27 protein-coding genes and 1 pseudogene are annotated in these 22,519 nt (G+C 37.0%); 6 read left to right on the top strand and 22 right to left on the bottom strand.

Going from position 1 to position 22,519, the window contains the following annotated elements; all coding sequences use genetic code 11:
• Positions 1–6 precede the first annotated feature (6 nt).
• The 3 genes from cobA to H131_RS02605 form a co-directional block, all read right to left on the bottom strand.
• Entirely contained in the window at positions 7–783 is a 777-nt protein-coding gene (cobA, locus tag H131_RS02615) for a uroporphyrinogen-III C-methyltransferase (RefSeq protein ID WP_010857494.1), read from the bottom strand.
• A 612-nt stretch (positions 784–1,395) separates the two neighbouring features.
• A complete protein-coding gene (locus tag H131_RS02610) occupies positions 1,396–1,608 on the bottom strand; it encodes a hypothetical protein (RefSeq protein ID WP_010857493.1) in 213 nt (70 codons plus the stop codon).
• A gap of 66 nt (positions 1,609–1,674) precedes the next feature.
• The gene (locus tag H131_RS02605; RefSeq protein WP_010857492.1) at positions 1,675–3,183 is read right to left on the bottom strand and encodes a leucyl aminopeptidase; all 1,509 of its coding nucleotides are present in this window, start codon (positions 3,181–3,183) and stop codon (positions 1,675–1,677) included.
• Positions 3,184–3,308: 125 nt separating this feature from the next.
• Here H131_RS02605 and H131_RS02600 point away from each other — a divergent pair, with 125 nt between their 5' ends.
• Positions 3,309–3,791 (top strand): divergent PAP2 family protein, encoded by a 483-nt coding sequence (locus H131_RS02600; RefSeq protein WP_036129753.1) that lies wholly within the window; start codon positions 3,309–3,311, stop codon positions 3,789–3,791.
• Positions 3,792–3,893: 102 nt separating this feature from the next.
• On the opposite strand, the gene H131_RS02595 is transcribed toward H131_RS02600, so the two are convergent.
• From H131_RS02595 to H131_RS02570, 6 genes are all read right to left on the bottom strand, one after another.
• Positions 3,894–4,223 (bottom strand): YuiB family protein, encoded by a 330-nt coding sequence (locus tag H131_RS02595; RefSeq protein WP_010857490.1) that lies wholly within the window; start codon positions 4,221–4,223, stop codon positions 3,894–3,896.
• Between the two features lie 270 nt (positions 4,224–4,493).
• Positions 4,494–6,287, bottom strand: coding sequence for a carbon starvation CstA family protein (locus H131_RS02590; protein ID WP_010857489.1), 1,794 nt, complete (start codon positions 6,285–6,287; stop codon positions 4,494–4,496).
• Between the two features lie 118 nt (positions 6,288–6,405).
• The gene (locus tag H131_RS02585; protein ID WP_010857488.1) at positions 6,406–7,152 is read right to left on the bottom strand and encodes a LytR/AlgR family response regulator transcription factor; all 747 of its coding nucleotides are present in this window, start codon (positions 7,150–7,152) and stop codon (positions 6,406–6,408) included.
• Positions 7,153–7,156: 4 nt separating this feature from the next.
• On the bottom strand, positions 7,157–8,908 hold the full coding sequence (locus H131_RS02580; RefSeq protein WP_010857487.1) for a sensor histidine kinase: 1,752 nt from the start codon (positions 8,906–8,908) through the stop codon (positions 7,157–7,159).
• 23 nt (positions 8,909–8,931) lie between these two features.
• The gene (locus H131_RS02575) at positions 8,932–9,429 is read right to left on the bottom strand and encodes an NUDIX hydrolase (RefSeq protein ID WP_036129752.1); all 498 of its coding nucleotides are present in this window, start codon (positions 9,427–9,429) and stop codon (positions 8,932–8,934) included.
• A gap of 281 nt (positions 9,430–9,710) precedes the next feature.
• Positions 9,711–10,142: a MarR family winged helix-turn-helix transcriptional regulator gene (locus H131_RS02570; RefSeq protein ID WP_230491812.1), complete on the bottom strand. Its 432-nt coding sequence runs from the start codon at positions 10,140–10,142 to the stop codon at positions 9,711–9,713.
• 156 nt (positions 10,143–10,298) lie between these two features.
• On the opposite strand from H131_RS02570, the gene H131_RS02565 reads away from it, so the two are divergent.
• Entirely contained in the window at positions 10,299–10,790 is a 492-nt protein-coding gene (locus H131_RS02565) for a CarD family transcriptional regulator (RefSeq protein ID WP_010857484.1), read from the top strand.
• Positions 10,791–10,919: 129 nt separating this feature from the next.
• Here the strand turns inward: H131_RS02565 and H131_RS25175 are convergent.
• Positions 10,920–11,147 (bottom strand): annotated as a pseudogene (locus tag H131_RS25175) (class I SAM-dependent methyltransferase); the annotation flags it as partial.
• A 310-nt stretch (positions 11,148–11,457) separates the two neighbouring features.
• Entirely contained in the window at positions 11,458–11,832 is a 375-nt protein-coding gene (locus H131_RS02560) for a HesB/IscA family protein (protein WP_010857483.1), read from the bottom strand.
• A gap of 184 nt (positions 11,833–12,016) precedes the next feature.
• Here H131_RS02560 and H131_RS02555 point away from each other — a divergent pair, with 184 nt between their 5' ends.
• A complete protein-coding gene (locus H131_RS02555; protein WP_010857482.1) occupies positions 12,017–12,709 on the top strand; it encodes a DUF2225 domain-containing protein in 693 nt (230 codons plus the stop codon).
• Positions 12,710–12,764: 55 nt separating this feature from the next.
• Here H131_RS02555 and H131_RS02550 read toward each other — a convergent pair whose 3' ends face one another.
• Positions 12,765–13,001, bottom strand: coding sequence for a NifU family protein (locus H131_RS02550; RefSeq protein WP_010857481.1), 237 nt, complete (start codon positions 12,999–13,001; stop codon positions 12,765–12,767).
• An 82-nt stretch (positions 13,002–13,083) separates the two neighbouring features.
• Between H131_RS02550 and H131_RS02545 the strand changes: the two genes are divergently transcribed.
• Complete coding sequence (locus H131_RS02545; protein WP_010857480.1) at positions 13,084–13,419, top strand: YuzD family protein; 336 nt, start codon at positions 13,084–13,086, stop codon at positions 13,417–13,419.
• A 73-nt stretch (positions 13,420–13,492) separates the two neighbouring features.
• On the opposite strand, the gene H131_RS02540 is transcribed toward H131_RS02545, so the two are convergent.
• Positions 13,493–14,560, bottom strand: a complete 1,068-nt coding sequence (locus H131_RS02540) for an NAD(P)/FAD-dependent oxidoreductase (RefSeq protein ID WP_010857479.1) — start codon at positions 14,558–14,560, stop codon at positions 13,493–13,495.
• A gap of 174 nt (positions 14,561–14,734) precedes the next feature.
• Here H131_RS02540 and H131_RS02535 point away from each other — a divergent pair, with 174 nt between their 5' ends.
• On the top strand, positions 14,735–14,971 hold the full coding sequence (locus tag H131_RS02535) for a YuzB family protein (protein WP_010857478.1): 237 nt from the start codon (positions 14,735–14,737) through the stop codon (positions 14,969–14,971).
• A gap of 76 nt (positions 14,972–15,047) precedes the next feature.
• On the opposite strand, the gene H131_RS02530 is transcribed toward H131_RS02535, so the two are convergent.
• The gene (locus H131_RS02530; protein WP_010857477.1) at positions 15,048–15,800 is read right to left on the bottom strand and encodes a TIGR01457 family HAD-type hydrolase; all 753 of its coding nucleotides are present in this window, start codon (positions 15,798–15,800) and stop codon (positions 15,048–15,050) included.
• The gene (locus tag H131_RS02525; RefSeq protein WP_010857476.1) at positions 15,797–16,249 is read right to left on the bottom strand and encodes a DUF86 domain-containing protein; all 453 of its coding nucleotides are present in this window, start codon (positions 16,247–16,249) and stop codon (positions 15,797–15,799) included. Before H131_RS02525 ends, H131_RS02530 begins: the two co-directional genes overlap by 4 nt.
• Before the next feature lie 88 nt (positions 16,250–16,337).
• Between H131_RS02525 and H131_RS02520 the strand changes: the two genes are divergently transcribed.
• A complete protein-coding gene (locus tag H131_RS02520; protein ID WP_010857475.1) occupies positions 16,338–16,604 on the top strand; it encodes a DUF3055 domain-containing protein in 267 nt (88 codons plus the stop codon).
• 228 nt (positions 16,605–16,832) lie between these two features.
• Here H131_RS02520 and H131_RS02515 read toward each other — a convergent pair whose 3' ends face one another.
• The 7 genes from H131_RS02515 to H131_RS02485 all read right to left on the bottom strand — a co-directional run bounded on the left by H131_RS02515 (position 16,833) and on the right by H131_RS02485 (position 22,504).
• The gene (locus H131_RS02515) at positions 16,833–17,012 is read right to left on the bottom strand and encodes a hypothetical protein (protein WP_010857474.1); all 180 of its coding nucleotides are present in this window, start codon (positions 17,010–17,012) and stop codon (positions 16,833–16,835) included.
• 77 nt (positions 17,013–17,089) lie between these two features.
• Positions 17,090–17,617: a D-glycero-alpha-D-manno-heptose-1,7-bisphosphate 7-phosphatase gene (locus H131_RS02510; protein ID WP_010857473.1), complete on the bottom strand. Its 528-nt coding sequence runs from the start codon at positions 17,615–17,617 to the stop codon at positions 17,090–17,092.
• 125 nt (positions 17,618–17,742) lie between these two features.
• Entirely contained in the window at positions 17,743–18,096 is a 354-nt protein-coding gene (locus tag H131_RS02505; RefSeq protein ID WP_010857472.1) for a YutD family protein, read from the bottom strand.
• Positions 18,097–18,129: 33 nt separating this feature from the next.
• Positions 18,130–19,053, bottom strand: coding sequence for a lipoyl synthase (lipA, locus tag H131_RS02500; RefSeq protein ID WP_010857471.1), 924 nt, complete (start codon positions 19,051–19,053; stop codon positions 18,130–18,132).
• 116 nt (positions 19,054–19,169) lie between these two features.
• Complete coding sequence (gene yunB / locus H131_RS02495) at positions 19,170–19,967, bottom strand: sporulation protein YunB (protein WP_080647613.1); 798 nt, start codon at positions 19,965–19,967, stop codon at positions 19,170–19,172.
• Between the two features lie 23 nt (positions 19,968–19,990).
• Positions 19,991–21,100: an HD-GYP domain-containing protein gene (locus H131_RS02490; protein WP_010857469.1), complete on the bottom strand. Its 1,110-nt coding sequence runs from the start codon at positions 21,098–21,100 to the stop codon at positions 19,991–19,993.
• A gap of 36 nt (positions 21,101–21,136) precedes the next feature.
• The gene (locus H131_RS02485; RefSeq protein ID WP_010857468.1) at positions 21,137–22,504 is read right to left on the bottom strand and encodes a bifunctional metallophosphatase/5'-nucleotidase; all 1,368 of its coding nucleotides are present in this window, start codon (positions 22,502–22,504) and stop codon (positions 21,137–21,139) included.
• Positions 22,505–22,519 lie beyond the last annotated feature (15 nt).

Here is a 22,519-nt window from a genome sequence, read left to right as displayed (position 1 = left end):
ACTCCCTTACCCAGAAATTTCTTCTAGCAGGGGTTCCGGAATAACATTTTCCCACCATTGAATTTTTTCACGAAGTGCCACTACCTCTCCAACAACAATCACGCTAGGATTTTGAATGTTTTCCTTCTGGACCACATCTACAATATTCGCCAAAGTGCCTGTGACAGTTTTTTGTTGTGCAAAGGTTCCCCAGTGAACAATTGCTACAGGTGTTTTTTCATCGCGACCGTATTTGAGCAATTGCTGGCAGATGTAAGGAAGATTACCAACCCCCATATAAATGGCAATCGTATCAATCCCCTTTGCTAGGCATTCCCATTGAATGGTATCATCTTTTCCTGCTCGCATATGTCCAGTGACCATGGCAAAACTTGAACTTAAGTCACGATGTGTAACAGGAATACCTGCATAAGCTGGAGCAGCAATACCAGAAGTGATACCTGGTACAATTTCAAACGGAATATTATGCTGTGCAAGTACCTCTGCTTCCTCAGCACCTCTTCCGAAAACGAATGGGTCACCGCCCTTTAATCTGGTCACAATAAGGCCTTGTTGCGCGTAGTTTACGAGTGAACGATTAATTTGCTCTTGAATCATGGCATGCTGATTAGGCAACTTGCCACAAAAAATCAATTTGGCATCTTTTTTGGCATATGTTAGTAACTCCTTATTAATGAGTCGGTCATACAAAATGACATCTGCTGTTTCAATGCAACGTAGTCCCTTTACTGTAATAAGGTCAACATCTCCAGGACCTGCTCCTACAATATGAACTTTCACCACGTAATCCCCTCCTTTTTCTTTTCTCTTCGTAGAGATAAAAAAGAGGCTCCTATTATTCACAGGCATAGCCATGCCTGTGAATAATAGGAGCCTCTAGTTTACTAGTCAGCTGCTTTTTAATTCTTAGTAATATAATAAGAATAATAAATAATATAGTATATTCTGTCAACAATTAATTTGTACTTCCAAATTGTTCTTTAAAGTAAAAAAAAAACAGCCACCGATTCAGCACCGATAACTGGTTGGATAATTTTTTTACATCTGTCATATTTGAATGACTATGGTGATGTTTTATGCAATGCTTTTAAAAGATGTTATCACGTGTGTTGATTTACTTTTTATTGCTATTAAAAATCTTAATCTTGGCAGATTTGATTTCAGCTAAGGCTGACTCGCTTTCTGCGGGCACGGCTTCAACTAAGCAAACCCTTACATCCATTATTTTACTTAAAACATACGTCTGTGTTTTTCATTTTAAACAAAGTAATTCCATTGTTTATCTTTAGCTGACAGCACCATTTGCATTACAATAAAATTCAAGTAAAGCAACCAGTTACCGATTCACCATCGATAACTGGTTGGATAATTTTTTTTACGTCTGTCATATTTGAGTTAATATGGTCTTCCATAACGTGGGAATGGGTGACCAGGTCGAAAATATGGTGGACGTGGTGGATATGGTCGATAGTTTGGATAGTACGGATAATACGGATACTGATTAAATTGTGATCCAACTAAACTTCCTAAAAATCCTCCAAAAAACGGTGCACCAAATGGCAATAAGAAGCTACCAAAGCCACCAGGATATCCTCCGAAATTTCGCATATGCTACCTCCCTTTTTACTCTATCTTATGAAAGAGGGAACATAACCCACATGTGTATCGCCTACCTTATTTTTCTTCTCCTAGACGCTGCACAAAGTTAGCCAAAGTACGTACCATAACTCCTGTTCCGCCTTTTGGTCCTAAATCGTGTGTAGCCATCGCATCAGATGTTCCTGCAATGTCTAAATGAATCCATGGTGTATCGCCGACAAACTCGCCAACAAAACCTCCACCGAATATCATATGCCCATCGCGGCCTGGAGAGTTGTTTAAATCAGCAACATCGGATTTACGAATACGTTTTTTATCACTTTCTGTTAATGGTAAACGCCAGACAAATTCATCTGTTTCCTGGGTAGCTTCCATAAAAGCAGCATAAAATTCATCGTTATTCGCTAGTGCACCTGTTTTATCCATACCAAGTGCTGTAATGACACCACCAGTTAATGTTGCTACATCAATCAATGCCGTCGCTCCTTGCTGTTTGGCATAAGTAGTAGCATCTGCAAGTACTAAACGTCCCTCTGCATCTGTATTTAAAATCTCTACCGTTTTACCACTATACATTGTAATGACGTCATCTGGTTTAAACGCTAGACCGGATACCATATTGTCAGTAGAACCAATAACCGCTACTACATTTTTATTAGGACGTAATTCACCAATAATTTTCATAGCACCTAGGACTGCAGCTGCACCACCCATATCACCCTTCATACCAACCATTGAATCTTTTGGTTTCAAAGAATAGCCGCCCGTATCATATGTAACCCCTTTACCAACAAGACCTATTGGATCAGCAAAATCTTCTGTTGCTTTATATTTTAATGTTATTAAACGAGGTTCTTCAATTGAACCTTGATTAACACTTAAAATACCACCCATACCAAGCTCCTCTAATTGAGCTTTATCTAAAATTTCTACTTCAAGATCGTATTCAGCAGCTAGTGTCTCTGCATAATTTGCTAAGTCTGTAGCTGTTAATAAATTTGGTGGTAGATTAATTAAGCTACGTGCTTCATTCACTGCATTTGCATAAATAATACCTACTTCATAGCTTGCAACAACCTCATCTATATCTTCTGCAGCTGTCACAAGATGGACAGCATCTATACGTTGATCTACCTCATTAGAAGTTGTTTTATAATGAGGAATAGAATAGTAACCAAGACCTGTCCCCTCACCAGCTAGAAACGCAACATCTGTCACAGTAATAGCATCAGTCGTGAAGGATTCTAGCCAGATAGAATACTCTTTTACTTTTAAAGTTCGTAGCTCTTTACCTACTAAACCAAATGCCGCACGTAAATCGCCTTCTGTTAAATTTTTGCGCTCGTCTAACCCAACAAATAAAATTCGTTTAAGCTTATTGTGCTCTTTCATAAAGGGCAATTTCGTAATTTTTTTCAGGTCTGTTGATACGTCGCCTGTACTTAACCACGCATTCAATGAATCTCCATAAAATGTTGAAAAGCTTGCCCAATCCTGCATTTGTTCGCGATGTTTTGTGACCCCTACAACCAGTACTTCTGTAGCAATCGTTTCAAATGTTTTTGCTTCTTTTACAATATGCATGTCAATTCCTCCATTTCAATATTCCCATTATACCTAACTTTCAAAAAAGAGCGTAATATTTGGCTATTTCTTTTTTTAGAAAATAATGAATGTTATAATAAAAGTAATTTCAAGCGAAGGTTGTGATGTGTGTGAGTATACTTCAAAATACCCCTTTACTGGTCGCCCTCTTTTGTGTCCTCTTTGCACAATTTGTAAAAATTCCTATTCATTTTTTAATGACAAAACAGATTAAGTGGGGCCTTTTTACATCGACTGGGGGAATGCCTAGTTCACACTCTGCATCCGTCACAGGACTAACAACCTCAATTGCCTACGAAGCTGGTCTAAACTCACCAGTTTTTGCAGTAGCTGCCATGTTTTCATTCATCGTTATGTATGATGCAAGTGGTGTTCGCTATCAAGCCGGACAACATGCAGTAGTATTAAATCAACTCCGCAAAGATTTTGAAACATTGATACGAGATATTAAAGAATGGCCACAAATGGATGGGCAAGAAAAAATGGAAGAGTTAAAAACATTACTTGGTCACAAGCGTAGTGAGGTATTTTTCGGAGCACTGACTGGCATTTTTATCGCCATCATCATCTATCAATTCATACAATAAAGAAAAGGAGTTAACTCAAATTTTTGAGTCAACTCCTTTGTTCTATTCAACGCCTCGACGACATTGTCTCCAGGTTTCCCAATAGACCTGTACTGAAAATCGTTAAAACATACGATAGCCATTTTTGCGTAAAAAAATCATCACAATGCCTGCCACAATTGCACCTGCAAAGCCACCAGTTAAAATTGAAATATCTACAACTTGTAGTGCTTGCAATTTATCTAAAAGGGCTGGAAATGCTGTACCTGGTTTAAAAATATAATCTAAAAAGCTTACATCATCTACAATAAAGACAACAACAATTGGATACACAACCGCCATTAACCATGTCATACGCAGTAACATATTCAGCAAGAACCCGATACCAAAAAACATGACGAAAAATAACACAATTGAAATGATTAACTGTACTAATGAAACTGGACCATCCATCTATGTATAACCTCCGTTTTCCTCTCATTAGTTTACCTGATAAAAAGGATGCTTTCAATGAACAAGTCTTTGATGTCGCTTGTTTGTCATATTTAGCTAAAGAAAAAAATATTCGTTTACAGATTGGTGTTCGATCTTGGTCTACCAGCATTTGCTCCCTTGAAACAAGTTTATCCATTACGCTTAAATGTAGACCTATTACCTTTAATTTCAACAAAAGGCTATCGAAAACTAGTACAATACTAATTTTCAATAGCCTTATTCTATGAATTAAGATGAAGTTGGTGTTAATAAAAATTTGGGCGCTTTCCAAAGCTCTGTCCATTTTTTGATAGCCGTAATAACAATTATTAAACCTAGTACCAACATTATAATCGACAATATACCGTTCAGTACATTGTAACCAGCAGCTGCTGAATTCCAATACACATTCTTAATCATCCAATAGCCTGCTACATTCACTGTGACATATAAATAAGCCAAAGGAATAAAGCATGTTAGCGCGTATATTCGCTTGTCTGCTACTTTTAGTACCATTGTGACACCACATACCAACCCAATCGAAGCCATTAACTGATTCGATACACCAAATAGTACCCAAATGGAACTAATGTCCCCAGAATACAATAAGTAGCCCCACATAAAGCATGCTAGTGCACTCGCGATAATCGTACCTGGAATCCAATCTGTACGCTTTAACGGCTTATAAACATTTCCACCAAAATCTTGAATTAAATAACGTGCTACACGTGTTCCTGCATCAATGGCAGTTAAAATAAAGACCGCTTCAAACATGATGACAAACTGATAGAAAAAGGAGGACATTTCAGCGAACCATGGAATACCTGTGAAAATATCAGTCATTCCTACAGCAAGGGTAACAGCACCACCTGTTCGACCTTCTAAATCCATTCCTATGCTTTGGGCTAATGTTTGTAAATGAACCGTTTCCATACCTAATGTTGCAAAGACAGCTGGTGCTGAATTAATTGCAAAATAATCTGCAGGATGAAGGGCTGTCGCAGCAATTAATGCCATGACGCCTACTAATGATTCCACTAACATTGCACCAAAACCGACAATTCGAATATCTTCCCAACGATTAATCATTTTGGGGGTTGTCCCTGAACCAACAAAGGCATGGAAGCCGGAAATCGCACCACAAGCAATAGTAATGGAAACGAATGGCCACACTGGACCCGCAATGACAGGGCCACCCCCATGAATAAACTCTGTAATTGGTGGGAATTGAATCATTGGATTTACGAAGAACACACCAATGATTAAGGCAATAAATACGCCAATTTTCATAAAGCTACTTAAATAATCACGCGGCGCTAATAATAGCCAAACAGGTAAAGCTGCGGCAAAAAATGCATAAATAGGTAGAATAATAGCTAAAGTATCACGATCAAACGTTAAAAAGTCTCCAAAAGCTGTTCCTTGAATCATTGGGCCCATAAATACACCGATCATGAGCAATATAAAGCCAACAGTAGAAGTGACAAGTAAATTGCCCGTTTTTCGATATGCTATACCAATCAGCATTGCAATGGGTATCGTAATACCTACTGCAAATGTTCCCCAAGGATTACGCTCTAACGCCCCAAGGACAACCATAGATAGCCCGGCCATGGTAATCGTAATAATGAATAGCATGGCAAGTCCTGTACAGAAACCTGCGACGGGACCTAACTCCTCTTTCATTACTTCAGATAACGATTTACCGCCATGGCGCATAGATGCAAATAACACAACGGCATCATGTACCGCACCACCGATTACTGCACCTATTAATAACCAAAGTAAACCAGGCAAATAACCAAATTGTGCTGCTAAAATTGGTCCTACTAACGGGCCAGCAGCAGCAATTGCCGCAAAATGGTGCCCAAATGTTACCCATTTATTCGTCGGAACATAGTCTTTACCATCTTCCAAAGTGTGCGCCGGGGTGGGTGTATCATCTGTAATTTTCAAGACTTTCTTTGTAAAGAATATGCCATACAAACGATAGCTAATCATAAGTACACAAATGGAGCCAATTACAATTGTAATCGCATTCATTCCATCACTCCTTTTACTTTTTTCACATCATAGCAAAAGAGTTAAACAAATATTCGTTAAATTCACTGAAATGTCAGAATTTAAAGTTAAAAGGAGACTTTCATGGGTTGAGATGCACTTATTTTGATAAGTCAAAAATCTTGCGAACGTCCTTCATGTATAGGCGACTCACTGGTATCGAATGCCTATTATGTAAAATCAAATTATATTTAGCGCTACTCCAGGGCTCCAGTTCTACAATATGCTCTAAATTGACGATAAACGCACGATGTACGCGTATAAAACCTTTTAAAGCAAGCTTTTTTTCAAGTGATGCTAAAGATTCTGAAGCAAAATAGCTCCCTTTGTCAGTGACAACAATGGTCTTACTATCTTCAGAAGTACAGTACAAAATTTCTTGTATGTTAATAAGTAAAATTCGATCATTAATAAACACGGTCAGCTTATCAAGCTTGTCCAATTGCAGATTTTTTAACGCTTTCATCGTTTTTGCATGTGTAGCATTTCTTTTCGCCGTTAACCTTTCCACTGCATGCTGAACACGCTCCGCTTCAAAAGGCTTCAACATATAATCAAATGCATTCACTTCAAATGCTTGTAATGCATACTCATCATAAGCCGTTGCAAAGATAATTTCAGGCTTATGTACTGTTTGCACAAGCTTCTTCGCTAAATCCAGACCATTCTCTACGCCCAGTTCGATATCTAAAAAAACACAATCTATTTGTGTAAATTGAGAGTTACTTAATAATTCCTCTATATTATCTGCTTCTCCTCTGACCTCGACTAGCTTTGTTTGCTCTAGTAAATAACGTAACTCAGCTCGTGCTAACGGTTCATCATCTACAATAAATACATTCAACATGTTTCTACTCCCATCTTGTGGCTTTTAAAGGTAGTTGAATTTTAATTTTTGTCCCAACATCTAACGTACTTGAAATTTGAAAATTTGCTTCCTTGCCATAAATTTCATGAATACGCTGATAAATATTCCATAAGGCTGTGCCCGTTCCTTGTTCCGATTGCATAATACTTTTTCCGAGCTGTTTAACTTGCTCTTTCCTCATGCCACAACCATTATCCTCAGTTAGCAGTAATAGTTTATTACCGACTCGTTGTACCTTCACTAAAATTTTGCCTTCCTTGCGATTTTTAAACGCATGATAAATTGCATTTTCGACAAGTGGCTGTAAAGTAAAAGGAGGGATGTGCACATCAAAAAGTGTCTCATCTAGTTGAAATTGCACTTCATAGCGATTAGGAAATCTGGTCTGCTCAATCGACAAATAAGCCTCAATATGGTCGATTTCATTTTTTAACGGGATGAGCATTTGACGAGCTCCTTGTAAATTGCTTCTAAAAAATGTACTAAGTTTTAACAATAATGCTCTTGCCTCATTTGCATCTGTTCGAATTAAGCTTGAAATCGTGTTTAAGCTATTAAAGAAAAAGTGAGGATGTACCTGTGCTTGAAGTGCTTTAATTTCAGCGTCCTTTAATAGTTTGCGTTGCCTTTCAATTTCAGCATATTCAAGCTGTGATGAAAATAGCCGACTTAGCCCCTCTGCTAGCTCCTTCTTTACTCCTGTTAATGAAGCTGCATTCATAAAATAAAGCTTTAAAGTGCCTACCGTTTGATGCTGTACCTTTAATGGTAAAACTATCGCTGCATTTAATGGACAGTCATCGTGTGGACAATGGATTTCTTTTGCAGACGTAGCAGTAATAATACGCCCCTCTACTAAAACCCGTTTCGTAAGTGCCGTCATGATTTGACGATGAATTAAATGGTGATCTTCACCAACTCCGACGTGTGCCAAAATTCCCTTAGTATCCGTAATGGCTACTGCATCGACCTTTATTTCTCTTTTGATTATTTTTGCAACTGTCTGACAGGATTCTTCATTCAACCCTTTGCGAAAATGCTCGATAGTAAGCTGAGCAATGGAAAAGGCTTGGTGTGTTTGTAATGCCTTTGTACGTTCTTCTTCATCAATAACCGTTTTAATAATCATGAAAAATAAAAAGATCCCAAAGGCATTCATCATAATCATTGGCAGCGCAATTAACGACACTAATTGTAATGCCTGTTCAAAGGGCTTCGCTACGGCTAAAATAACGACCATTTGCAAAGTTTCTGCACAAATTCCTATAATGACAGCCTTTTTATAGGCGAAAGTTTGACGAATTTTTAACTGCTGACTTAATCCTCCTGTGATAAATCCCGCTAGGATTGTCGATACACCGCATGCAATGGCAGTAAAACCACCAAGTGTAATGCGATGAATCCCCGCAATTATGCCAACACATACTCCAACAAAGGGACCACCAAATATTCCTGCAATAGCCACACCGATTAGTCTCGTATTTGCAATGGCCTCTTCCGCATTTATATTACTATGTATCATCTGATGAAGTGGATGGATTGTACCTCTTTCAATTTTAATGCCCGTATAGCTACTGATAATACTCAAGGCACTGAAAATGACGACAAGCCATATTTTTTCTGTAAATCCTTGTTCTTGGAATAGCATTTCTCTGAAGAGGCGCCATCTTGACATTAAAAAAGCAAAGACGATGATAAGGCCTACCCGCTCCAACATAAACAAAAACAGATCCATCATAGGTCCCCTCCGCTATTGCATTACTTTTTAAAGAACAATTTATAAGATGAGTAACCAAATACCTCTCCAGGATTAATGCCATCTATCGCATCTAGTTGATGTTGTTCAAATTGATTGGACACCATTTCCTTCAACATCACAGATGTCATTACATCCTGGGCTAGCTCCTTTGGATATAGCCATTTCGCTTCTAGCAATTCATTTTTTTGAATATATAATGCCTGTTGTTCGTCACTCATCCTACAATAAAAAATGGCCATATTATCACTGATTTCCTCGCGAATAACCCCTGTACGGAAACCAATCAATCCAGATACGACACAATCGATACCTGTCTCTTCTTTTATTTCTCGTACAACTGCTTCATCAATTGTTTCACCTGCATTGACAAAACCAGCAGGTAAAGACCAACGTCCTTGTAAACCACTATATGCTTTTTTTACAACGAGCCATTGCCCAAGCGCATTGACAGTGACCCCTGCCACCCCTAGCCAAACTTTCCCTCTATCCATCTTCATACCCTTCACCTCTATGTCCTTATTATAACTTGTCAATTTCTATTGTTAGAAGCATTAATTCAGAATTTTAAGATATTTAATGTTTCACATCCTTCTCCACAGTCAAAAGCCTCTTTCGCAAAAATGCGAGAGAGGCCATTAAATTTTTTCACAGTAGCTTTTAAAGGACCAACTAAACATAGTGCATGTTATGTATGCCTTTTTCTTGCTGGCACTAATTGATAGTTAGGTTACCTTTCAAGAACGTGAACAAACACATATTATGGCTAAGCGATAACGTTTTACACTTCCAAATGCTCAATACTCCAATTAAGATTTAAAATGTTTTTTAAATTCGTCACTTGTTCTTCTCCAATGATATTGACCAGTTGCTGTTCAATTTCTGATTTATAAAGCTCATTTTTCTCAAAGCATACTTCACCAAATTCTGTCATACGAATGACTTTGTGTTTTTTACTATGTTCGGCATTGCTAACCTCTACCAATCCTTTGGCTTCTAAACTTTTTATAAATTTATGAGTGGCTTGTCGAGAAAAATCAACGCCTTTAGTTACATCAGAAATCGTCGGTTGATCCTTATAAATTTTTCCTAAAATATACCATTCTGAATTAGAGATATAGATATTATTATTATTATTCCACTTATCTTCAGCAAGTCGTCGAAGTATTTCGTGACGTTCGCTCAACAAATCAACTACATCTCGATTTTGCAATTCGTCCTCCAACTAATTCACCTTCATTCCATATTTTTCGTAATCACTATACAAAAAAAAATACCATTCGTCAACTAAGTTGACAAAAGTCATTTAATTGCTTACAATTAATTTAGTCAACCAAGTTGACAATAATGTTTGATGGAGGGAATATACATGTACAATGTTGGCGATGTAGTCATTTATTCATCACATGGACTTTGTTCAATTGAAGATATTTGTGAACAAACCTTTAGCGACATTACAAAAACTTACTACGTTTTACAACCACACAATGATTCAAAATTAACTATTCGTACCCCTACTGACAATGCAAAAAAACAGCTTAGAAATATTATTGAAAAAGAAGAAGCTATTCAAATTTTACACTCATTTACGTCTCCTGGCGTGGAATGGATTGAACAAAACACACATCGTATGAGATTTCACGTAGAAATTATTAAAACCGGCGATAGACAAAAGCAAGCAAACCTCTTAAACACTTTGCTTCGTAAAAAGTTTGAATATGAGGCGAACGAAAAAAAATTCCCAAATCAAGAAGAAAAATTACTACAATCTTTACAAGAAGTCATCTTTTCAGAATTCTCCATTGCACTAGATAAACCTTCAGATGAAATTTATGAATATGTATTAACACAGCTTAACTAAGCTTTTTTGACGGTACATAAAGAAGCCACGATTATTTCTCTCCAGAAATTATCGTGGCTTCTTTCATAGTCAATCAATCTTTTAGCGCATGTGTCACATCCATATGAATGAAAACACATTTGGATTGCCGCACTTTATTTTCTCGTTGCTAGAATAATCCACTCCATCAACATTAAGACCCCGATTCTAAAAGAGGAATAATTACGCGTCTAGAACCAACCATTGCTTCAAGAATGCGCCTTTACAATCTTTCAGTCTGTCACAATAATATTCTATATCGCCGCTCAATGATTGTCCGACCTTTTTCGTTAATTCATAAACTTCAGTTCAAAGTTCTCCATAATAACTAAAAGACATATATATTGCCCCTCCTTATATTACCGCACAAAATTCCTAATATATGCCACAAAACTAGTGAAAGATCTTTCTTTCAAACAAAAATAATGCTATAAAACCAAATGAATAAATTAAAGTGACTAACAAAATATGGCTGTACATTTCTACTATAAGATAAAAAAGCCCCTTTCATTTATCATGTTTTGCAACATCACAAATCAAAGAAGCTCATTATTCACACCCCTTGTTAGGCATATATAGGGCTAACAAGGGGTGTGTACATATCAATTTTACCTGTCTTTTATCATCCACTAAATACTTTTCTTAAACATCAATCACAAACCTCAGGCGTACCTTCACGTTTTGCCGCTTTAAAGCTTGTGCCACAGCCACATGATGCAATCGCATTCGGATTATCGATGGTGAAGCCACCGCCCATAAGCGATTGTTTATAGTCAATTTTCGTTCCCGTTAGAATAGGCGCATCTTCACGGGTAACAAGAATAGTTAAACCGTATTGTACATCTTCTAAATCATCATCTTTTTTCTCTTTATCGAAATGCATACCGTACGATAGGCCACTACATCCACCACCATTAACAACCACACGCAAAAAAGAGCCTTGCTCCGCATTATGCTCCATCATTTCATTAATATGAAAGACGGCAGCCTCCGTCACTTCTATTACTTGCTTTAAACTTGTCATCCCTTCACCTTCTTTCTTATTCATTATCATATCAATTTTGACTATTGTATGACAAACATTCAGCTTCAAGTGTATTTTTTGCAATATTGCCGTTTTTTTCACTTAATTAGTTTTTTTTATTCATGTACTTAACAAATGAATTGGTATAATAGTTATAACAATGTTGATGAAAGAGGTATAAATTATGGAGATTTCACCGTTTTACGAAAAAAAAGTCCAATGTCTTAATTGCAAAAAAGAATTTCCAACATTAAAAGTACGCTCTAAATTCATAAAAGTAGATCATACCGAAACAGATTTTCATCCGATTTATGCAGACGGCGTCAATGCCCTTTACTACAATGTATTCGTCTGTGAGCATTGTGGATTCTCGTTTACAGAAGACTTTACTAGATATTTTGCTCCTGGCGTACAAGATGATATACGTGCTCAAATCACTGAAAAATGGGTGCATCATGATTTTAAAGGAGAACGCACCGTATTCCAGGCTATTCAAGCATATAAATTGGCTTTTCTTTGTGGAACGATAAAAAAAGAGAAATTTGTAGCAACAGCAGGTCTTGCATTGCGTCTTGCATGGCTGTATCGTTCGCTGAAGAATGGCGGGCAAGAGCAGCGTTTTATGTTAATTTCCCGGGACCATTATATGGAATCTTATTCTACAGATGATTATAGCTCTACGCAAATGTCAGATATACGAATTATGTATATGATTGCAGAATTATCACGACGTGTTGGTGATTTAGAAAATGCGACACGCTTCTTTTCAAGAGTTATCGAAAAGCAAAGCACTGGTGGAGAAGCAAAAATCATTGATATGGCTAAAGAACAATGGGCCATTATTCGTAAAGAAAAAGAAGAAGCACGTCAAGCATAAACATAAAAAAAGTTCTAGCCATGTTAGTTGGCTAGAACTTTTTAAGACACACGAATTAGAAAACTTGTTCTACTTCAATAATACCTGGTACTTCTTCTAATAATGCGCGTTCGATACCTGCTTTTAGTGTAATCGTAGAACTTGGGCAACTACCACATGCACCTAATAAACGTAATTTTACAATGCCATCTTCTACATCTACTAATTCACAGTCTCCACCGTCTCGTAATAAGAATGGACGTAATTTATCTAATACTTCTTGAACTTGGTCGTTAATTGTTGCTTCTGCCATTTGTCTCGACTCCTTTCCTTATAATGATTATAATGTTAGCAACAGAAAAAATCCAATATTGAATCACGGGGAGAGAAATACTATGGAACACACTAAACCAATTATTGAAATTTTTGGAACAGCTGTCATTTGCGCAAGCTGTGTTAATGCTCCATCTTCAAAGGATACATATGAATGGCTACAAGCTGCTATTGATCGCAAATACCCGAACCAAGCATATGACATTCGCTATGTCGATATAGAAGGTCCAATTGAGAATGAACGTGATCAAGATTATGCTACGCGTATTCAAGAAGATGAATTTTTCTATCCACTTGTACTCATTAATGACGAGGTGGTTGGTGAAGGCTATGTGCAATTAAAACCAGTCTTGACAGCACTTGAAAATTTAGGATTCACGCCAGACGAAACCGTATAAACGAATGAAAGGGATTGTTCGAAGTTAACCTTCGAACAATCCCTTTGTCAATGCTAGTAATTTCGTTCAATTCTTAATCGTTTTGGTATTTATACATCCATAGTAATCCGGATTTCATTAAACGTGCAATACGTCCAGTGACAGTTGTATCTGCTAAATAAGCAAAACCTTGTTTTTTACCAAGAGAACCCATGAAACCTTTTAATTTAATATCTGGCATTTTCTCCGGTAAATGCTCACCTTTCCAACGCATGCGAAGTACTTTGACAATTTGTTCAGCTTGTTCCTCTGCTAATTGTGCACTTGGAGAAAATTCCGAAGAGGCGCAATCTCCTACAACATATACGTGCTCATCATCAAGTACATTAAAGTATTGTGTTACGATTGGACGACCTTGACGATCCTTGTCGACATCCAAATCACGGACAATTTTCACAGGCTGTACGCCAGCAGTCCAAACGACAGCATCAAGTGGGATTTCCTCTTCGTGATTAAAAATTTTACCTGGTTCCACTTTTGTAATATTGGAATTTGCGATAACATCTACATTATGTTTGGTAAACCATTCTTTTACGTATTTACTTAGCTTCTCTGGGAAGTCCTTTAAAATACGCTGGCCACGGTCAAATAATTTTATGTTTAAATCTGCTCGACTTTCACGTAGCTCACTTGCAAGCTCAATACCACTTAAACCTGCACCTACAATACCGACAGTAGAACCTGCAGGTAAGCCACATAGCGCTTGGAATGTAGCACGTGATTTTGCCATTGTTTGAATGCTATATGTGTACTCTTCTGCACCCGGTACATCATGATATTTATCTTCACAGCCTAGTCCAATGACTAAATCATCATATTCAATTCGTTGCCCATCTTCTAGTATAACTACTTTTTCTGTACGATTGATGTCAACGACTTCTCCATATACAGCCGTTAAACGATCATGCTCTGGGAAGCTTACACGAATTTCTTTATCTGTCGAAGTCCCTGCTGCCAATGCATAAAATTCTGTTTTTAAACTATGGAAAGGTGCTCGGTCTACTAGCACGATTTCCGTGTCTAAAGGTAAGTTATTTGGTAATAGACGAAGCATGACACGCATATTGCCATAGCCGCCACCTAAAAGTACTAATTTCCCCATAATAGTCTCCTTTTATATCACTAATTATAATTGTTCACAAAGTATCCACAAACGAGTATAACCGATTGTGAGATGTTTCACAATATAAGAATGCAAATTTGTGAAAGTTTTCACAAAATCAATCGTTGACGAACGTTTCAAAAGCGAGTAGCATTACAATGGCGAGGTGACATTATGAATCCAATGGTTGAATTTTGTGTAAGTAATTTAGCAAATGGCTCTCAAAAAACTTATGAAATACTCGAACGCGATCCAAATATCGACGTTTTGGAATATGGCTGCCTTAGTTATTGTACGAAGTGTTCAGAATCCTTTTACGCCATCGTTAATGGTGATTTAGTAGAGGCAGATTCTCCGGAAGAGCTAACAAAAGCCATTTATCAATTTATCGAAGAAAATCCATTATGGTAATTTTATTTACAAAAATCAATTCTTTTAAACATAGAAAAAGGATGTTTATGTCGACATAAACATCCTTTTTTATATTTTATAGTAATGTCTCAAGACAATAAGTTGGTTGAAGTTCTTTCTCATGGACAATTTTTGTCGGAGTCACACCTGTGTTAACATGGATTGTATCACAGCCGAAGCGTATACCGCACATAATATCCGTGTCATAATTATCGCCAATCATCACCATTTCATCTTTTGTAAAGCCATGTTCTGTGGCAATCACTTCAAGCATAGCAGGTGATGGTTTACCAATGTAAGTTGGCTCAACATCTGCAACTTCCCCTACTAAACGTGCAAATGACCCATTCCCTGGTAAAAAGCCATACTCTGTCGGAAATTTAATGTCTTGATTAGTTGCAATAAATGTAGCGCCGTTTTGTACAGCAATTGTGGCCTTAGCAAGTGCCATATAATCCAGTGTTCGATCAATTCCCATTACAAAGACATCTGACTCAGTGTCTACAAGTTCTATTCCTTCATTATATAACGCCGTTAGGATACCATCCGAACCCATCATCGCTACTTTTTGGCCAGGAAAATTTAGGGCTATATATTTCGCAGTTACCAATGCACTTGAATAGATATGTTGAAGTGGTGCATCTACACCAATAGCACGTAAAGCCTCTTGTAGCTGCTCTCTCGTTTTCGATGAATTATTCGTCACGTAATAAGGCTCGATTCCCGTTTCCTGTAATCTTTGAATAAAAGCAATCGCTGAAGGAATGCCTTCCTTCCCGCGGTACACAGTGCCGTCTAAATCAAAGCAATATGCCTTATAGGTTCTCATTGATGATCCTCTGGTAAAAATGCTGAAACAGGACCTAGCTCATTCGTTACGTAATTATTTACTGCTGTTGAAAACTGTTTTAATGTTGATAAACTGATTGTTAAGACATTCACAACTTCTTCAACATCTACATTTATAAATTCACGAACAAGCATTTTGCGTAAGCCAACAACTGCTTTTAAAGAAGCTTCCATTTCAGTAGTTACGACTTTTTCATCGATTAAAATATCAATAATATCTTCATAGCTACCTGGATCACGCATTATGAAGCCATCAATCATTAAGTTACCAACATCCATCATTGATTCCATCACATTATGGCCGATTCGCTCGATTGCTAACTTTTTAATATCATTTTGTAGCCAGTTATCCTCTGCCTCAAAAATCGCTAATAGTTCATCTAAGTACTGTAAATTTTTTGTGATTTTATTACGATCTACAAAATACACAAGGAAAGCCCCCATTCAAATCATTTAAAGTTGATAGTCATTTCTCTTCTATAGTACCATATCTATAGGACTGGAAGGAGATTAAAAGATGGAACGATTTTTCTTATATGATGATGTAGAAGATACAAAAACACGCTTTGTCAGTTTTGCAGGACAAAAGCTTCGTTACGACTTAGCGATTTTACAATCAGGCCGTTTCTTTGGTAAAGTGCTTGTGATGGACATTCAATTTGGCCGCTTCGCTATACTTGGTCCAGACGATGTGGAAGAGCCTGGCTACCTTGAACACGTATACAATCGCTCAGAAGAAGAAACAGTCGAGCTGCGTGAATATTTACGAGAATTACTTAACTAACACCCTACACATGGGTGTTTTTTTAATGTTTACTGTGCCCAGAGTATAAGCGACAAAATAGACACTGTAAACCCTCTCATTCAATCAGTGGAGGTTCTTGTGGTGGGCGGCTTATTGACCGATATTGAGGGAACATTTCGGCTCTAATATATCCTAATAAACACTACAGCCTTCCCTTATTTCCTACATAAAAAGTACTATGGATTGTTTGATCCATAGTACTTTTTATTATTTATTGATAATGGATGGATTGTCTTTATTGTGAGGCTTATCTTTATTTTCATTATCATGTTGTTTCTTTGCTTGTTTATTTTGTCCAATTACGCCTAAATCATCAACACTAATATCAAAACCATATCCGTATTCTTCACGATCTAATTGTCTTTTTTTTCGTTTCTCATTAGCCAAAATAATCACCTCCACTACATAAATTAACCTTATTCATGTGATTTATACTTGTGAAAAAACAATTATAATCTGGCTAATTATGCAGTTACGTCTTCTATAATCCAATCGACAGCGCTGATTAAGTCCGGGAAAATTGCATCAGCAAGGGGATCACTTTTTCCGAGAAAAACGCCTTTTGTACCTGCTCTTTTTCCTGCAATAATGTCTGTATCAGTATCTCCAACCATATAGGATTTCACTAAATCAATATTGTATTTTTTACCTAAATCAACTATTAATTTGCTATTCGGCTTGCGACAAGAGCAGCCGGCCTTTGGTTTATGCGGGCAATAAGCTACTTCATGTATAATTGCCCCTTGTTTTTTCAATTCATTTATCATATGGACATGTATTTGTTGGAGTTTCGATTCCTTCATAAATCCCAATCCAACACCACCTTGATTGGTCACTACAAATACAAAATCAAAGTACTTATTCAATTTTTTAATTGCTTGTGGAACAGCTGGTAAAAAATATAGATCCTGCGGTTTATTCACAAACTTAACTCGATTCGTTAACACTTCATTTATTACGCCATCACGATCTAAAAAGACAGCTCTTTTCATTTATCTCACACCTTCATGCCAAAATTAGTTTTCACAGTACGTCATTCCTTTTATATTGTTACCAATTTTATAAAACCTACCAATATAAAAAACCTGATGCAAATTTTCACATCAGGTCATGATCATTATTCTGTTATTTGTGGGTCTTCAATAGGCATTGCCACTTCGGTTGCTTCGTCCATTGCCATTTCAGGTTGCTGTATTGATTTACCACATTTACGTAAGACGAAATAAGCACAGCCAAAATTACAATACTCATATAAGTAATCTTGCAGTGTACTGATTTTTGTATCAAAGGTTGATTTTTGATTTTTATCATCAAAAAAGCCTTTTAAACGTAACTGATTATAACCCCAGTCCCCTACAATATAATCATATTTTGCTAAAATATCCGAGTACCGTTCTTTAAATAAGTCCTCTTGAAAAGCCTCTCGGAAATCGTTGATAAGCTCGTATTCATATCCTTCAATAATAATCAAAGTGACACCACCTTTCTTTTCTAACGTTTAACTTTACACATCTGCTTGTAGCTGGCGCTCTTTTGTTGCTGCATTCACTTGCTCATCCGCATGATAACTACTACGTACAAGCGGTCCTGCTTCGCAATGCTTAAAACCCTTTTCCATTGCAATTTTGCGTAATTTACCAAATTCTATTGGAGAATAATATTTTTTTACAGGTAAATGCTTTTTCGTTGGTTGTAAATATTGACCAATTGTCATTATGTCTACGTTATTAGCACGCAAATCATCCATAACCTCTAAAATTTCTTCGTGTGTTTCTCCTAAGCCAATCATTAATGATGACTTCGTTGGAATGTCTGGTTGCATTTCTTTAGCTAAACGAAGAAATTCTAACGAACGCTCATACTTGGCACGCGCGCGTACTCTTGGCGTTAAACGACGGACAGTTTCAATATTATGATTTAAAATATCTGGCTTAGCATCCATTAAAAATTGAAGGTTTTCCTCAATACCGCCTAGGTCAGATGGTAAAACCTCGACAGAAGTGAAAGGGCTTTTGCGACGAATCGCACGTACCGTTTCGGCTAATACCTCTGCACCACCATCTTTTAAATCGTCACGAGCAACCATTGTAATCACAACATGCTTTAAGTTCATGATGGCTACAGAATCTGCCACTCGTTCTGGTTCAGCTAAATCTAGCTCATTCGGTAAACCTGTTTTTACAGCACAGAAACGACAAGCACGTGTGCAAACGGAGCCTAAAATCATCATGGTAGCTGTACGGCGTTCACCCCAGCACTCATGAATATTTGGACAGCGTGCTTCTTCGCAAACTGTGTGTAGATTTTTTTCACGCATGAGCTTTTTTAGCCCTTTATATTCATCGTTCGTGTTTAGTTTGATTTTTAGCCAGTCTGGTTTTCTTAAATGTTCTTCTTTTTCATTGCTTGTAGGTTTACAAGATGTCATACAAATTTCGCCCCTATCAAAATTATATATTGTTAAATATCATCTACCTTCACTGTTGTCAATGTAACATAATATACGAACGGCAACAACTAACATTTACTATTCGAGCGACATTTCTAATCATAAGGTACAGGTACCTCAAGTGATGGCTGTGGTGCCTCGCTGCCATTTGTATAAATATGTGGTACTGGTCCTCTTGTCAAACCCATTGCTACTGGAATATCCTGTGAAACTGAGGTAGATTTACTTGCAAATGGTACAATAATTTGCACGTTAACCTCTATATGAATTCCTACTTCCACATAGGCGCTATTAATGCCAAACTCTTGAATGCTTGATGTAACATTGCTATGCACATTGCCAATTACATGAAAACGAATCGGTATTTTAGGTCCTAAATTTCCGAGCAATGGAATGTTTGCAGCTTGCCCAAGTGGTACAAAAAAAACAATGCCATCACCATCTTGTATCTTATTGATGTCGTATTCGACGTTTTCTAATTCCGGTAAATGCGCTAATTCTCCTTGCTCAGCCTGTTCTAAATACATTTTCACGAGTTCTAATGTTTCTGCACGGACACGATTAATAATTTCTGTATTAAATTTTGTCGTGACCATTTCAGACGAACCAGCTGGTATATCTTCAATAATATCATTGACGTCTAATACATTTGAGGTACGTGAGTTGATAGCTTTACTCACAACATAGGATGCAATTTTATTGGTTTGTACTTCTGCATATTGTAAATAGGTCGGCATAAGACGTTCATTCAAAAAATACAAGAATAGTAATAGACAGACGATACTACTGACAATCAGCACTGTTATACGATTTAACGGCAATCCTTTTTTACTATTTGTTCTTAATCTCATTCTTTTTCGAGGGAAAAACAAAAAAATCTCCTCCTGTTCCATAACGTATGAACAGGAGGAGGAAATTATTCAGCTTTCGCTGGTACTATGTAGTCCGTTTCAATACTTGCAATGGTCATCGTTGGGTAGTCCACTAAATTAATTTCATATGTAGCTGATAGTAATATATCTTGTTCTTCAAAAATACGAATCCAAGGTAATGCGGCATTGAATGGATTTTGTTTGGATACAATGCCTCTTCTTCCATCTGATAATTTTAAAATCACACCATTTGGATAATGGACAACAGCCTTTTTCAGCGCATTAACAATTCGTGCATCATAAATGGTGCCAGAGCCCGCTTCAACAATCGCTAACCCCTGTGATGGAAGCATTTTTTCACGATATACACGATTTGTTGTTACCGCATCAAAAACATCTGCTACCCCTATAATTTTTGCGAATGGATGAATTTCAAAATCGACTAAGCCGCGTGGGTAGCCACTTCCATCGATACGTTCATGATGTTGGAAGGCACAGTGTGCAACAAGTAAAGAAATGGAGTGTAAATTTCGTAACAAATCAAAACCATACCTGGTGTGCATTTTCATGATTTCAAACTCCTCATGTGTCAAGCGACCTGGTTTTGTTAAGACATCTTTCGGTACCATAAGCTTTCCGACATCATGCAGTAAAGCGCCAATACCGATTAAGCGCAGATCCTCTGCAGTATGTCCCAGCTCTTTTGCAATGGCTATTGAATAAAGTGTTACTTGAAAGGAGTGTTGGTATAAGTATTCATCGAATAAATAAGCATCGGTTAAAATTGTTAAAATTTCATCATTACCCGTTACAGCCGCCAATAGTTCATCCACAATAGAAACAATCGCTTTCGATTGCTGATCAAGCACATAAGAGGCACTAACTGCATTTAAACCATCTAAAGATTGGAAAGAATCTTTAATGGTCGAGACGGTTTTATTTCGGACAGCAGGAGGAACGGTCTCCATTACTTCAATTCCTTCAGAAATTTCGTCGTCAATATATAAATAATGCGTATTCAACTGTAGAAGTCTTTGAATAATACGTTCGTTAATGACAACGTCCTTCTTTAAAAGAGGGTGACCCGCTTCATTCCAAATGGTTCTTCCTAATACCATTCCTTCTTTTAATACTTCGATTGAAATTAATCGCATGATTTCTTCCCCAATCTATTCTTAAAGCTTATTTATCTATTGCTTAAAGAACTTTTGCCCATAATCTAACATAATATTTCGTAAAAAATCAGGTAGTATATATTTTTTCTTAGCATATTTAAAGCTTGGATAAAAATAACCAAAGGTAAACATATCAAGTGTTACTAATTTGTATATACGGTCGCTATCTGCAATCTTTCCATTAATGAGTATTTGTCGATCCTCATTCATTGAAAAACCGTAGATTAGCATCTTACCAAAAATAACACCCCTAAAGCCTAAACCTTTTAGTTCAATATAAGGCCATTCTTCGTTTTTGGATTGCTGTAAAATTTCTTTCAGCTCTGAAACGGACAATTCAATAGTACATAAATTAATCGGATGTGGAAAAATTTTATGCAAATCGAGAGCAGTCACAGTTCCTTTTGGTAGACTATCTAGAAAAATACCTGCATTAAACAATGCACCGTCTGCACCACTTTTCTCTAAAATGGCTTGTGCAAATAAATGAGATAATTGCGAATAATGGAACCACTCTTTATTATAAAATTTTTCAGTTCGAAAAACTGGTTTATCTAGTAATTTTTCAGCTTTTTCCTTGAATGAAAACAGTAAATCTTCTTCGTTTTCAACCTCAGGCAAGTCCTTATTATGAATTAAAGTATCCTTTTTTTCAACAATTTTCCTCGTTTTTTTATCATACTCGACTACAAGATAGCCAGTAAATTGCCCAAACTTCCCTCCACCTGTAAGTAGCACATCATTCACAAGTTTGCCATTAGGAAATACATGATGTGTGTGTGACCCAAAAATCACATCGATTTCAGGACATTCTTGTGCTAAAAGCTCATCTTCAGTAATGCCTAAGTGAGACAAACAAACAACGATATCTACTTCTTTGCGAAGTTGAAGGGCTAAGCGGATTAATGTGCTTCGTGCCTCATCCATCTGCCAGTTTAGTTCTTTATAATAGATTTCAAACATTGCCGTCGCTGCAATAACTGCCATCTTTGTGCCATATGCGGTCGTTAATACAACGTAAGGCTTCATCCACGTGGGATTTTCCCCCTGTGTGGCATGGACGTTCGCTACTACGACGTCAAATGTAGCCTCGTCATATAAATGATAAAGCTCTTCATGAGACAGTGTAATACCTTCATTATTACCTATTGTCACAACATCGTAGCCAGCTTCATTTAATAATTTAACATTGCCCTGTCCAATTGTTGCTTCTGTATATATGTTTGAGCGATCTAAATGATCCCCGACATCAAATAAAAAGCTTGTTTCTCCAATAGCTGCAAACTCTGCACGTTTTTCTTTCACATAGTTTTGCATTCGCGGCCAATACTTAAAGTGACTGTGCAAATCATTCGTGTGAAAAATATGAATTTTTTCAAGCATTCAAGCCACCTCTTT

This window comes from Lysinibacillus sphaericus OT4b.31 (genome assembly GCF_000392615.1).
Classification (GTDB): Bacteria; Bacillota; Bacilli; order Bacillales_A; family Planococcaceae; genus Lysinibacillus; species Lysinibacillus sphaericus_B.
This window is presented reverse-complemented; position numbering and strand designations above follow the sequence as displayed.